General features: G+C 68.4%; 14 protein-coding genes. 5 read left to right on the top strand and 9 right to left on the bottom strand.

What is annotated here, in order from left to right; genetic code table 11:
• Positions 1 to 425 precede the first annotated feature (425 nt).
• Positions 426 to 710, top strand: a complete 285-nt coding sequence (locus tag IEW15_RS12275; protein ID WP_188578233.1) for a hypothetical protein — start codon at positions 426 to 428, stop codon at positions 708 to 710.
• A gap of 29 nt (positions 711 to 739) precedes the next feature.
• Here IEW15_RS12275 and IEW15_RS12270 read toward each other — a convergent pair whose 3' ends face one another.
• The 9 genes from IEW15_RS12270 to atpD are packed head-to-tail and all read right to left on the bottom strand — an operon-like array spanning position 740 to position 7,533.
• Positions 740 to 1,615 (bottom strand): F0F1 ATP synthase subunit gamma, encoded by an 876-nt coding sequence (locus IEW15_RS12270; RefSeq protein WP_188578231.1) that lies wholly within the window; start codon positions 1,613 to 1,615, stop codon positions 740 to 742.
• Positions 1,612 to 3,198: a F0F1 ATP synthase subunit alpha gene (locus tag IEW15_RS12265; protein ID WP_188578229.1), complete on the bottom strand. Its 1,587-nt coding sequence runs from the start codon at positions 3,196 to 3,198 to the stop codon at positions 1,612 to 1,614. The genes IEW15_RS12270 and IEW15_RS12265 overlap by 4 nt, the downstream gene beginning before the upstream one ends.
• Complete coding sequence (locus tag IEW15_RS12260; RefSeq protein ID WP_188578227.1) at positions 3,195 to 3,932, bottom strand: F0F1 ATP synthase subunit delta; 738 nt, start codon at positions 3,930 to 3,932, stop codon at positions 3,195 to 3,197. Before IEW15_RS12260 ends, IEW15_RS12265 begins: the two co-directional genes overlap by 4 nt.
• Before the next feature lie 12 nt (positions 3,933 to 3,944).
• The gene (locus tag IEW15_RS12255; RefSeq protein WP_188578225.1) at positions 3,945 to 4,193 is read right to left on the bottom strand and encodes a F0F1 ATP synthase subunit C; all 249 of its coding nucleotides are present in this window, start codon (positions 4,191 to 4,193) and stop codon (positions 3,945 to 3,947) included.
• Complete coding sequence (locus tag IEW15_RS12250) at positions 4,190 to 4,960, bottom strand: F0F1 ATP synthase subunit A (protein ID WP_188578223.1); 771 nt, start codon at positions 4,958 to 4,960, stop codon at positions 4,190 to 4,192. The genes IEW15_RS12255 and IEW15_RS12250 overlap by 4 nt, the downstream gene beginning before the upstream one ends.
• Complete coding sequence (locus IEW15_RS12245; RefSeq protein WP_188578221.1) at positions 4,957 to 5,301, bottom strand: N-ATPase subunit AtpR; 345 nt, start codon at positions 5,299 to 5,301, stop codon at positions 4,957 to 4,959. The genes IEW15_RS12250 and IEW15_RS12245 overlap by 4 nt, the downstream gene beginning before the upstream one ends.
• Positions 5,298 to 5,636 (bottom strand): AtpZ/AtpI family protein, encoded by a 339-nt coding sequence (locus IEW15_RS12240; RefSeq protein ID WP_188578219.1) that lies wholly within the window; start codon positions 5,634 to 5,636, stop codon positions 5,298 to 5,300. Before IEW15_RS12240 ends, IEW15_RS12245 begins: the two co-directional genes overlap by 4 nt.
• Positions 5,633 to 6,064, bottom strand: coding sequence for a F0F1 ATP synthase subunit epsilon (locus IEW15_RS12235; protein ID WP_188578217.1), 432 nt, complete (start codon positions 6,062 to 6,064; stop codon positions 5,633 to 5,635). The genes IEW15_RS12240 and IEW15_RS12235 overlap by 4 nt, the downstream gene beginning before the upstream one ends.
• Entirely contained in the window at positions 6,061 to 7,533 is a 1,473-nt protein-coding gene (atpD, locus tag IEW15_RS12230; protein WP_188578256.1) for a F0F1 ATP synthase subunit beta, read from the bottom strand. The genes IEW15_RS12235 and atpD overlap by 4 nt, the downstream gene beginning before the upstream one ends.
• 744 nt (positions 7,534 to 8,277) lie before the next feature.
• Here atpD and IEW15_RS12225 point away from each other — a divergent pair.
• The 4 genes from IEW15_RS12225 to IEW15_RS12210 all read left to right on the top strand — a co-directional run bounded on the left by IEW15_RS12225 (position 8,278) and on the right by IEW15_RS12210 (position 11,746).
• A complete protein-coding gene (locus tag IEW15_RS12225; RefSeq protein ID WP_188578215.1) occupies positions 8,278 to 8,484 on the top strand; it encodes a cold-shock protein in 207 nt (68 codons plus the stop codon).
• Between the two features lie 498 nt (positions 8,485 to 8,982).
• Positions 8,983 to 9,189, top strand: coding sequence for a cold-shock protein (locus tag IEW15_RS12220; protein ID WP_188578213.1), 207 nt, complete (start codon positions 8,983 to 8,985; stop codon positions 9,187 to 9,189).
• A gap of 323 nt (positions 9,190 to 9,512) precedes the next feature.
• Positions 9,513 to 10,577, top strand: coding sequence for a UDP-2,3-diacylglucosamine diphosphatase (locus IEW15_RS12215; RefSeq protein WP_188578212.1), 1,065 nt, complete (start codon positions 9,513 to 9,515; stop codon positions 10,575 to 10,577).
• Positions 10,574 to 11,746: a glycosyltransferase family 4 protein gene (locus IEW15_RS12210; protein ID WP_188578211.1), complete on the top strand. Its 1,173-nt coding sequence runs from the start codon at positions 10,574 to 10,576 to the stop codon at positions 11,744 to 11,746. The genes IEW15_RS12215 and IEW15_RS12210 overlap by 4 nt, the downstream gene beginning before the upstream one ends.
• The last annotated feature ends 79 nt before the right edge of the window (positions 11,747 to 11,825 follow it).

Here is an 11,825-nt window from a genome sequence, read left to right as displayed (position 1 = left end):
ACCCCGTCTGCGAGGCTGCATAGCCTCATCAACCAGCGACGTCCGCCGAGCCCTTTTCAACATCGGGCGGGACATCCCCGCGGGCAACGCCATTGCCCGGCAGGATATCCGTTGGCTTATGGCTGGCATGATGCCGTGGTGGCTCATGCCGGTTGGGCACAGGCGGATGGTCGTCTCATCTGGCCCCAAAGATACCCCTCTCTTATGTGAAAGGCCGATAATGTTGCAGCTTGCCGCAACACCGGTCCATGACGGGGGGGCCGGTGACGATGCACGGGTTGGTGGCCGGCTTGCGTCTTCATCAGGGCATCCGCGCGTCTGGCCTTTTCCTCGGATGGCGGCGCGACCAGATCTTTCAGACACCAGATCCTTCAGACAATCGATGTCCCAACCATCGATGCAAACACACCTGGAGATGAAGCGCAGTGGATAGCAGCAACAACCACGACCGGATCGCAAAGAAGCTTCAGGATGTCGGGGCCATGCTTGAAATGCAGGCGGCAAAGCTGCATGGCGACGGCAATGATGGCGGCGCCTTGTCGGATGGCTATCGTGACCTGAACCAGTCTTATCGCAATCTCAAGCGCCGTGTGGATGCGGGCAAGGATAGCCTTGATGAGCTCGACCGCTCGGTCGACCAGCTTGAAGAAGACGTCACCGCCTGGATGGCCGATGTGGAAACCACCCCGCCGAGCAGTTCCGCGACCTGACATCGCGCGCCACGGAACGCCCCTTGATCTCAGCCCTCGCGGCCGGCCATGGCGAAGCCGCCGGTCGCCAGTTCAAGGATTTCGGCGGTGATGTCATCCTGATGGATGCGTCGGGCAAGGCCGGTCAGATCGTCATAGCGGCGGTCGATGCCGCTGCGCGCGGCGATCATGGCGGTCATACGGGCGTTGTTTTCCGCCGCATAGGCCAGAAGCAGCGCCTCGCACAGATCCGCGAAGACATGCTCGCCAATCAGCCCCGCCAGCAATTGTGCGGGTGGCATGGTGATCAGCGGCGGCAGGGGGGATGGCGCAACCCGCGCCGTGTCGGTCACGCGCCCCAGATCGAACGGCACCAGCCGCCGGCACAGGATGTCGGCATCGGGCCGGGCATGGACGATTTCCGCGCCGGACACAGCGCCCGTGGCCATGCGGGCATAGATTGCCGATGCCAGATGATCGGCCAGCGTGGTGATGTCGTCGACATGCGCCGACATCGGGGTCGACCAGCGGATGTCCACCCCGCGTGCCGTCGCCAGCATCAGGCCGCGGTCGCCGATCATCATCCACTCTATGGCCGCGTGGCGGCCGGCGGCGCGCACCGCCTCGTCGATCAGGCGGTCGGGCAGCCCGCCCACGAACCCCTGATCGGGTGTCACGATCACCAGGACGGTAGCACCCCCGGCCCCGACGGTGCCCGACGCATCGGCCGTGCCGGCATCCGGGGCCATCGCCAGCACATCGGCCATCGCCCGGCGGATGACGGCGGCATGTGCCTGAACCGCCGGCAGCCGCGTCCGCGCCTCCCGCGCGCGCGCCGACGCGATGCCGCGCATGGCGGTGACGATCGCCTGAAGCTGCCGGACCGTGCCGATCCGGGCTTCGATATCGTGCAGCCGGCCACTCATGCCCCGCCCACCACCGATCGCGCCGGCGCCGCAGCGGCACCAGCCACCAGATCGCGCATCACCTCGACCAGCTTTGCCTGGGTCGCGTCATCGAGCGCCTGCCCTGCCGCGATCGCGCGGGCGGCATCGCCGGCATGGGCATCCAGATGTGCCGCCAGCAGCGGCCGGACCCGATCGACAAGTGCTGCACCGCCGGCATCGAACACCCCCGCCGACAGCGCCACCAGAACCGCGATTTCGTCGATCGGCCGCAGGGCACCGAAGCGCGGCTGACGCAGCCAGGCGCGGATCGCCTCGCCCCGGTGGATGCGGTCCCGTACCCGGGTGTCGGTCATCCGCCCGAAGCGGGTAAACATTTCAAGCTCCAGAAACTGGGCGTAATCCAGCCGCAACCGCCCCACGGCCTTGCGCAGCGCCGGGGTCTGGGTCTTGCCGCCCACCCGGCTGACCGACAGCCCGACATCCACCGCCGGGCGCTGATCTGCCGCGAACAGCCCCCGGTCCAGCACGATCTGGCCGTCGGTGATCGAGATCAGATTGGTCGGAATATAGGCCGACAGATTGCCGGCATCGGTCTCGGCGATCGGCAGGGCGGTCAGCGAGCCGCCCCCCAGGGCCGGTGACAGCTTCGCCGCCCGTTCCAGCAGCCGGGCATGCAGATAGAACACGTCGCCCGGATAGGCCTCGCGTCCCGGCGGTTCACGGGTCAGCAGGCCCAGCTCGCGATGGGTCGCGGCATGGCGGGTCAGGTCGTCGATCACCACCAGCGCGTGGCCGCCGGCATCGCGTATCGCCTCGGCGATGGTCATGCCGGCGAAGGGGGCGATCCATTGCAGCCCGGCCGGCGCACCGGCGGCCGCCACCACGAACACGCAGCGCTCCGGCGCGCCGAACCGGGTCACCGCCTCGATCACCCGCTTGACCGCGGATGCCCGCTGCCCGACCGCGACATAGACGCAGGTCATGTCGCCCCGCGCCTGATTGATCATCGCATCCACCGCCAGCGCCGTCTTGCCGGTGGCGCGATCGCCGACGATCAGTTCACGCTGTCCGCGCCCCAGCGCAAACAGCGCATCCACCACCAGCACGCCGGTCTCGACCGGCTGGGTGACCAGATCGCGGTCCATGATCGTCGGCGCCGCCCGTTCAACCGGCATCCACCCGGCGGCATCGACCGGACCGCCGCCATCCAGCGGCCGGCCCAGCGGGTCGAGCACCCGGCCCAGAAGGCCCGGCCCGACCGGCACGGTCACCACCTGGCCGGTCCCGCGCACAGCGTCGCCGGCGCCGAGATCGGCGCCGTCATCCATCAGCACCGCGCCGACATGACCGGTGTCGAGCGTCAGCGCAAAGCCCCGTCGTCCCGCCCCCAGATCAAGCAGCTCCATCAGCCGCAGATCGGGAAGCCCCGAGACCAGGGCGATACCATCGCCCATATGCTCGATCCGGCCCACCGCCTCGGTGTCCGGGCCGATTGCAGCCCCGGCAATACGGGCATCCGCGCGTGCGACCCAGCCGCCGTCTCCGTCTTGGTCGCGGTCGCCGCCGCCGTTCTCGAACGTCCTGTCGTCAGCCCCGGTCATGGTCTGGCCAGTTCCTCGGTGATCCGGGCCAGATCGGCCCGGAAGCTGTTGCGGACGACGGCATGATCGGCGACCAGTTCCAGCCCCGCGATCAGGGCCGGATCGACCGTGACGCGGACCTTTGTGTCCGGGGTGGCGCGGCCCAGTGCCGCCAGTACCGCCGTCTCAAGGCGTGCCGACGTCTCCCGGTCGGGGGCGACCGCCGCCACCACATCCACCGGCCCCGTCGCCAGCCGGGCACGCAGATCGGCCGGCAGAGCGGCAAGTGCCGATGCGAAGCCGTCGACGAAGCCATCGATGCGCGCCGCGGGCGGCAGGCGATCGAGCAGCCGTCCGGCGATCCGGACCGCCAGATCCTGCGCACCCCGCGCCGTGTCGGCCGCCCCCGCCTGGGCCAGACGTGCCGCATCGTCGGCGGCGCGCGCCATGATGGCATCGGCGTCGGCATGGGCTTTGGCGATCACCGCCGCCGCGGCACGGGCGGCATCGGCGGTGGCAAGGGCCGTGGCCGCCGCGCGGTTCGCCTGCTGGCGATCATGGTCCTCGCGGGCCCTGGCCGCCAGCGCATCGGCCTGGCTGCGTGCGGCCGCCGCCGCGTCCATCTCCGCGACCACCGCAAGCCGGCGCTGCTCGATGATCCCGGCCACCGGCCGGAACAGAAAGTGCCTCAGCAGCCAGATCAGGATCAGGACATTGACCGCCTGGATGGCGATCGTCCACCAGTCGATATGCATCGCCCTGCCCGATCAGCCGGCGAAGGGATTGGCGAAGAGCACCAGCAATGCGACCACCAGGCAATAGATCGCCATGGTCTCGATCATCGCCAGGCCCACGAACAGCGTGCGCGACAGGGTCGGCGCCGCCTCGGGCTGGCGGGCGATGGCCTCCATCGCCGCCGCCACCGCCCGGCCCTCGGCCAGCGCCGGTCCGATGGCGCCGAAGGACACGGCCATGGCGGCCGCAAGAATGCTGACGATTTCAATCCAGTTGGTCATGACGGGGTCCGTTCAGTGGCAGATGGCGGAAGTTCTGGTTCCAGTGGCGGCGGGCCGGCCGGCGCGGGTGGATCGGCCAGCGCAGGTGGATCGGGCGGCGCATCGGCCTCTCCCTCCAGCCCCGAGGCGATGAACACCATGGCGAGAATGGCGAAGATATAGGCCTGGACGGCCCCGGTGAGCATATCGAGCGCCATCAGCGGGATGGGCACCAGCAGGCCGGCCAGCGACAGCACGATGCCGATGACGAACACCCCGCTCATGACATTGCCGAACAGGCGCACCACCAGAGAGAAGGTGCGGGTGACCTGTTCGACCAGATTGAGCGGGATCATGATCCAGCTCGGCTCGGCAAAGGTCTTCAGATAGCCGCGCCAGCCGCGGCGCTGCACGCCGACCACCACCACCGACACGGCGACGATGCCGGCCAGCGCCGCGTCGGTTTCGATATGGGCGGTCGGCGGCTCGATGCCCGGCACCAGCGACGACCAGTTGGCGGTGAGGATATAGATCAGCAGAGTGCCGATCAGCGCCCGGAACGGCGCGGGGTCCAGCCGCATCGTCTCGCGGATCTGGCTGTCGAGCGTCTGCACGATCAGTTCGAGCGATGCCTGAAGCTGCCCCGGCTGCAGCCGCAGCCGCCGGGTGGCGAGTGCCGCCCCCAGAACCAGAACAATCATGATCCCCCAGGTGGTCAGAACCGGCTGGGTGATCGCGACCGGCCCCAGATGGAAGGCGACCGGGGTTTCGAGCGGCGACTGGATCATGCTGCCCGCTCCCGATCCTGCCGGCGTGCGGCCGCGACCACCAGATGGCGCGCGATCAGCAGACCCGCCGCCACCGCCAGCAGCACGGCCGCCCCCAGCGTCGCCGCCAGGACCAGAACCGGTATCAGCACCAGGAAGCGCCCGATCTGCCAGGCCAGCGCCGGCAGGGTGCGACCCTGGCCGAACAATGTGATCGCCCGGCCGAGGCCGCGAAAATGCACCTGCCCCAGCACGAAGCCGGCAACCACCGCCAGAACCACCTGCAATGCGGTCGGCAGGGTCGACGCCACGGCCGACAGATGGGTGATGTCGCGGTCGATGGCGGTGATGATGTCGATCATCGGCGCTGCATCCATTTCCAGGCCGACCACAACCCCAGCGCCGCCCCCAGCAGCAGCAGCGCGGCCGCGAAGGTGATCCCGCTCGACGCCAGCCGGTCGAGCCACCGGCCCAATAGCAGGCCAAGCAGCATCGGCGTCACGATCATCCAGCCCAGCACGCCGATCTGGCCAAGGCGGGTGCCGATACCCGCCTCGTGATCGGCCTTTGCCGCCCGCTCACGTGCCGCCTGCCGGTCGGCGGCGGCGGCCATGCGGGCGTCCTGGGCACGGCTGCGCGGACTGCCCGGGGCATCGTCGCCGGCATCGGGCGGATCACGTTCTGCAGGTGCGGTCATGGCGCGGGCTCCCGGGGGGTTTCGCGCAGATGCAGCAGCATCTGGCGCACGGCGCGGGCCTGAAGCGCCAGCTGTGCGGTCCGGGCCTGACGGTCATCATCGTCCAGGGCCGCGCGCCGGTTGGCGAGGTCTGCCCGCAAGGCGCCCGGACCCTGGCCGAAGATCGCCTCCCGCGCCGCCAGTGACACCCGGCCGCCGCCCTCGACCCTCAGCAGACCGCCGGAAATCAGGCAGCATTCCGAGCCACCATCCGCCCGCCGCCAGATCACCACCGAGGCATCGAGCACGGTCAGGAAATCGGCATGGCCGGGCAGCACACCGAAGCCGCCGCTGGCATCCTCGGCACGGATCGCCGTCACATCGTCGAGATCACGCAGCATCGCCGCCGGTGTGGTCAGGATCAGATGCAGATATCGCCGCGTGCTCATGATGCCGCCAGCCGCGCGCGCGCTTCTTCCAGATCGCCCACCATGTACAGGCTGTCTTCCGGCCAGTCGTCGCAGTCACCGTCCAGAATGGCGCGGCAACCGGCGATGGTATCGGCCAGTTTCACCGAACGGCCGGGGGTGCCGGTGAAGGCTTCCGTCACCGTGAACGGCTGGGTCAGGAAGCGTTGCAGACGGCGCGCCCGTTCGGCCAGCCGCCGGTCCTCGGCACCCAGCTCCTCCATCCCCAGCAGGGAGATGACGTCCTGAAGCTCGCGGTAGTGTTCGATGGTGCGCCGCACCCGTTCGGCCGTGCGGGCATGCAGTTCGCCCACGATCAGCGGATCGAGCAGGGTCGAGGACGAGGCGATCGGATCGACCGCCGGATACATGCCCTCGGCCGCCATGCCGCGCGACAGCACCACCAGACTGTCCATATGGCCGGCAATCGCTGTGACCGCCGGGTCGGTAAAGTCGTCCGCCGGAACATAGACCGCCTCGATCGCTGTGACCGCAGCACCACCGACGGAGGCGATCCGCTCCTGAAGGGCTGCCACTTCCGATGCCAGCGTCGGCTGATAACCAACACGCGATGGTAACCGCCCCAGAAGGCCCGACACCTCCATGCCGGCCTGGACGAAACGGAAGACGTTATCCATCAGCAACAGCACATTGCGGCCACGCACGTCGCGGAAATGCTCGGCCACCGCCAGCGCGGTCATCGGCGCGCGCCAGCGGGCGCCGGGCGGCTCGTTCATCTGGCCGAACACCAGAACCGTACGCGCCAGAACCCCGGACTGTCGCATGTCGAGCAGCAGTTCATGCCCCTCGCGCGACCGCTCGCCGATGCCGGCGAACACCGAAATCCCCTGATAGCCGCTGGCCATAGCCTGGATCAGCTCCATCACCAGCACGGTTTTGCCAACCCCGGCGCCACCGAACATCGCAGCCTTGCCGCCATGGGCCAGCGGGGTCAGCAGATCGATCACCTTGATGCCGGTCTCGAACACATCGGTCGCGGCGGTCTGATCGGCCAGAGCCGGTGCGGCGCGCAGGATCGGCGCACGCAGCACGTCATCAGGCAGGGGTGGTCCCTGATCGGCAACACGGCCGGCGGCATCCAGCAGCCGGCCCAGCACTGCATCGCCCACCGGCACCAGCACCGGGCCGCCGGTCTGGCGGACGACGGCTCCCCGACGCAGGCCACCGGTCGGCATCAGAGCAATGGCACGGACATGGGACCGGTCCAGATGCGACTGCACTTCGGCCAGGATCACCGCTGCGTCACCATCCGCGATTTCAACGACATGGCCGATCCGGGGCAGATCGCCGTCCTCGATGTGAATGTCGAGCACGGCGCCGCGCACGGCCGTGACCCGCCCCGCTCCGTCGGTTGTCGTCGGCACTGTGTCCGCCACCCTGGTCTCCTCTGCCTGCTGCTGCACCGCATCATTGCACCATGCGACAGGCATCATGTCACCGGCACAACGTGCCGCCCTTGACGCGGATCAAGCCGCGCGCGTCTCATCTGGTTCATTCTGATTTTCCGGACGGTACGGATGTCATCTTCAGGCAGATGGCTGATGGCCTCGGCATCGCTGCAATTCCGGTCGCCGGCCTGCCCCCATATCGCGGGCAGCCGCACAGTCGCGCACCGTGCGGCGTTGCTCGACGCGGCCCGCCGCATCACTCAGGCGACCGCCTGAATCGGGCGTTTCCAGACCGATGCGGGATCATCCGGGGTCATTTTGGTATCGCATCTTGCGTCGGACGCGCCTATAGTGCTTGAAGTCATCGTTCGGAAACGGCGGTGGCCCGCAGGTGGACCATCCGTCGTCATGGGACGTCAGTTTGCGCCATGATGAACGGGGGTTCCGGCGGAACCTCAGGAATCAGGAGCGCGCGCGTACCGGCAGGCGAATTCGCCCCCAGCCCCCGTCCGGCAAGTCTATCGGATCCCGTCAGCGCGGCTCCAGACCTATCCGTTCAGGCAACGGCACGGCGACATCGCCGAACAGTTTCCCCGAAAGCGGTTACCAAACCTGCGGCAGAATACCTTGTGCGCCTGTTCGCGCCTTGCGAGTATCGTTGTTGCGGATCCTCGGCAACCTTTTCGGAGTCGCACCGGTTCTCATCGCCTCCTCCTTACATCAAGTCGCGCCCGGCCCGGGGAAATGGCCGGCGCTTCTAAAGTCGTATGAGAAGGGCGATGCGCCATGGCGACCGGTACCGTCAAGTGGTTCAACAGCACCAAGGGCTTCGGCTTCATCACGCCTGACACGGGCGGCAAGGATGTGTTCGTGCACATCAGCGCCGTTGAGCGCGCCGGCTTGTCGACGCTGAACGAGGGTCAGCGTCTTGAGTACAGCGTTCTGACCGAGCGCAAGGGTGAGAAGGCGGTGGACCTGGTTCCGGCCGACTGAGTGCTGCCAAGTTTCGGACCGGAGACCGGATGGCGACCACGGGGGGATCCGGACCCCCGGTCCGATGTGGTGCCAGACCGGCACCACAGATGAAGAGCTTCCGCAGATCGGCATGGCTGGACATCCGGCTGGTGGCCGCCGGATGTTCCAGGCCCGATCTGCAGAAGACGCCTGATTGCGGACGGCGGGCGGTTCATCCGCCCGGACGGCGCAGGCGGGCGGCTCCGGTCCTTTGAGGCCGGGGCTCGTGGGAACAGGAGTGCGCGTACCGGAAGGTGCCGGCAGGATCAGGGGACGTGCCTCCCCGGACCGGCCGCACCGATGACATTGCGGCGGCCGCCGGCGGCCAGAGGCCTTGGGTCATCCGATGGGAAGGCCAGGTTCTGAAGCCGGCACCGTACGACGTCCGGTCCAACCCCGCCTCCATCATCGCACCCGGCCTCCGCCCGCGACACCATTGCGGGGGCGGGTCATCAAGACCAGGAAGAGCGACCAGACATGTCGACCGGTACCGTCAAGTGGTTCAACAGCACCAAGGGCTATGGCTTCATCACTCCCGATGAGGGCGGAAAGGACGTGTTCGTCCATATCAGCGCCGTTGAGCGCGCCGGACTGTCGACGCTGAACGAGGGCCAGCGCCTCGAATACAGCGTCCTGACCGAACGCAAGGGTGAGAAGGCCGTGGACCTCGTCCCCGCCGACTGATCGGCAGGGCCATGGGCTGAGCGGACGGGCAACCGGACGGTCGGGCCTGAGGACCACAGATGCTTTCGAAAAGGCGACAGCTCCGGCTGTCGCCTTTTTTTATACGCCGCCGCCGATGTCCGGGCCCCTGATCGGGCATTGTGCCCCCCTGGCCGGGCAGGGTGGCCCCTTGGCCCGAAATTGTGCCAGCGTCACCGGATCTTAACCCCCACGCCATAAAAGCGGAGCGGATCGCGGCCTAGAACTCGTTTCCGAGACAGTGATGCGCGTCACGGGATGGTGTCCCGCCACCCCCGGCGCCTGTTGCCCGGAGGGTGTTCCCGATGACGGTCGCACGAGCCCTGCCTCCCCTGGCATTTCGTCCCGACGGACACTCCGCCGGCCAGCCCCCCCACCAGCAGCCGCCCCGCGCCCGCGAACGCCCGCAAGGCCCCGGCGGCGACAATCCAGGCGGCAATGGCGGATCAGGTGGTGGCGGATCAGGTGGTGATGGTGGCGGACGCCGCCGCTATCGCACCGTCTTCATCTCCGATACCCATCTCGGCACCCGATTCTGCCGGACCGACCTTCTGCTCGACTTTCTGGCGACGGTCGACTGCGATCATCTGTTCCTGGTCGGCGACATCGTCGATGGCTGGCGGTTGAAACGGTCGTGGTTCTGGGACGGCCCGCACAATGCCGTGGTTCAGGCGATCCTGGCCAAAGCCGAGACCGGCACCCGTGTCACCTGGGTGATCGGCAATCACGACGAATGCCTCATGGCCTATGCCGGCATGCAGTTCGGCAATATCACCCTGGTGCGTGAAACCGAACACCGCCTGGCCGACGGCCGCAAGTTCCTGATCGTGCATGGCGACGCCTTCGACATGGTCGTGCGCTATGCGCGCGGTCTGGCACTTCTGGGCGATGTCGCCTACAACCTGGCCCTGCGCGTGAACCGCTGGCTGAACGTGGCCCGACGCCAGCTTCATCTGCCCTACTGGTCGCTGTCGGCCTATCTCAAGAGCCGCGTCAAGGAAGCCTGCGACTTCATCAACCGCTTCGAACAGGCGGTCACCGATGAAGCCCGCCGACGCGGCTATGATGGCGTGGTCTGCGGCCACATCCATCACGCCGACATCCGCGAGACCGAGGGCATGGTCTATGCGAATGACGGCGACTGGGTGGAAAGCTGCACCGCGATCGTCGAAAGCGACTGCGGCCGTCTGCAGATTCTGGATTGGGGCGCACGTACCCGCCGCCGCGAACTGGTGGCCCTGGCCCGCGCCCGCACCCGCCGCAACCATACGCTGCCCCCAGCACTTCTGCCCGAGCCCCCGGCACGTCTGCCGGAGCCTGCAGCAGGCCGGCGTCGCGAGCCCGCCGCCAATCAGGAGCCCGTGGCATGACCGGGCCTTCGGCGGCGCTTCCCGATCTGCCACAGGCCCGCCCTATCGCCAGCGGCATCGGCGCGCCCCGCCATCTGGTGCTGGTCACCGACGCCTGGGCACCGCAGGTCAACGGCGTGGTGCGCACCCTGGGCCGGATGGTCGACCTGCTGACCGAGCGGGGCTGCAACGTCCAGGTTATCGCACCGGCGGCGTTCCGCACCCTGCCCTGCCCGACCTATCCCGAAATCCGGCTGGCGTTGGCGACACCTGCCATGGTCGGCCGCCGGATCCTGGCGCATCGCCCCGATGCCCTGCACATCGCGACCGAAGGCCCGCTGGGCTGGGCCGCCCGCCGCTGGGCGATCCGTAACCGCGTGCCGTTCAGCACCGCCTTTCATACCCGCTTCCCGGAATATGTCACCGCCCGCACCGGACTGCCGGTCGGCCTGTCCTATGCCATGATGCGACGCTTCCACAATGCCGGCGCCCGGACCATGGTCGCGACCCCCTCTCTGGCCGACGAGCTGGCGACGCGGGGCTTTACGCGGGTGGCGCTGTGGTGTCGCGGGGTCGATCTCGACGGCTTCTCACCGGCCCTGCGTGACACACAGAGCCCGGCAGGGGATGAGGCGCTGGCAGCCCTGCGCACGTTGCCACGCCCCTGGCTGCTGTATGTCGGACGGGTTGCGGTCGAAAAGAACCTTGAGGCATTCCTGCAGGCACCCGGCCTGCCCGGCACGCGGATCGTGATCGGCGACGGCCCGGCGCGGGCCGATCTGATGCGCCGCTACCCGGCGGCGGTGTTCCCGGGGCTGCGCAGGGGCGCCGCCCTCGCCTGGGCCTATGCGCAGGCCGATGTCTTCGTCTTCCCCAGCCGCACCGACACCTTCGGTCTGGTGATGCTGGAGGCGATGGCGAGCGGGGTGCCGGTCGCGGCCTTTCCCGTCACCGGCCCGGTCGATGTGGTCGATGTGGCAGCCGGTACCGGGGCGCTGGACGACGATCTGGGACAGGCCATCGCCCGCGCGCTGGCCCTGTCCGGCAGCGGCGCCGGCCGCCAGGCCGCGCGCGCCCATGCCGAGCGGTTCACCTGGGATGCCTGCGCCGCCCGCTTCCGCGACCTTCTGGCGCCGTTTCCGATGATCGGCCGGCCGGACGCCACCGCCGTTCACGCGATCGTCAGGTGACGCAGCCGCAGGGTCGGGCCATAGTCGGGGCCACACATGTGCCCGCCATCGACCTCGTGTCCCTGCCAAGCTGGTTCCC

The organism is Tistrella bauzanensis (genome assembly GCF_014636235.1).
GTDB classification, from domain to species: domain Bacteria; phylum Pseudomonadota; class Alphaproteobacteria; order Tistrellales; family Tistrellaceae; genus Tistrella; species Tistrella bauzanensis.
The sequence above is the reverse complement of the archived record's forward strand: the minus strand, read 5'-3'. Positions and strand labels throughout refer to the sequence as shown.

What these genes read in the sequence shown, in the direction of transcription:
- IEW15_RS12250 (WP_188578223.1), bottom strand. Translation starts at nt 4,960, where the DNA reads ATGATCCAGTCGCCGCTCGAAACCCCGGTCGCCTTCCATCTGGGGCCG.
- IEW15_RS12245 (WP_188578221.1), bottom strand. Translation starts at nt 5,301, where the DNA reads ATGATCGACATCATCACCGCCATCGACCGCGACATCACCCATCTGTCG.
- IEW15_RS12265 (WP_188578229.1), bottom strand. Translation starts at nt 3,198, where the DNA reads ATGACCGGGGCTGACGACAGGACGTTCGAGAACGGCGGCGGCGACCGC.
- IEW15_RS12215 (WP_188578212.1), top strand. Translation starts at nt 9,513, where the DNA reads ATGACGGTCGCACGAGCCCTGCCTCCCCTGGCATTTCGTCCCGACGGA.
- IEW15_RS12235 (WP_188578217.1), bottom strand. Translation starts at nt 6,064, where the DNA reads ATGAGCACGCGGCGATATCTGCATCTGATCCTGACCACACCGGCGGCG.
- IEW15_RS12255 (WP_188578225.1), bottom strand. Translation starts at nt 4,193, where the DNA reads ATGACCAACTGGATTGAAATCGTCAGCATTCTTGCGGCCGCCATGGCC.
- atpD (WP_188578256.1), bottom strand. Translation starts at nt 7,533, where the DNA reads ATGCCTGTCGCATGGTGCAATGATGCGGTGCAGCAGCAGGCAGAGGAG.
- IEW15_RS12270 (WP_188578231.1), bottom strand. Translation starts at nt 1,615, where the DNA reads ATGAGTGGCCGGCTGCACGATATCGAAGCCCGGATCGGCACGGTCCGG.
- IEW15_RS12210 (WP_188578211.1), top strand. Translation starts at nt 10,574, where the DNA reads ATGACCGGGCCTTCGGCGGCGCTTCCCGATCTGCCACAGGCCCGCCCT.
- IEW15_RS12260 (WP_188578227.1), bottom strand. Translation starts at nt 3,932, where the DNA reads ATGCATATCGACTGGTGGACGATCGCCATCCAGGCGGTCAATGTCCTG.
- IEW15_RS12220 (WP_188578213.1), top strand. Translation starts at nt 8,983, where the DNA reads ATGTCGACCGGTACCGTCAAGTGGTTCAACAGCACCAAGGGCTATGGC.
- IEW15_RS12240 (WP_188578219.1), bottom strand. Translation starts at nt 5,636, where the DNA reads ATGACCGCACCTGCAGAACGTGATCCGCCCGATGCCGGCGACGATGCC.
- IEW15_RS12225 (WP_188578215.1), top strand. Translation starts at nt 8,278, where the DNA reads ATGGCGACCGGTACCGTCAAGTGGTTCAACAGCACCAAGGGCTTCGGC.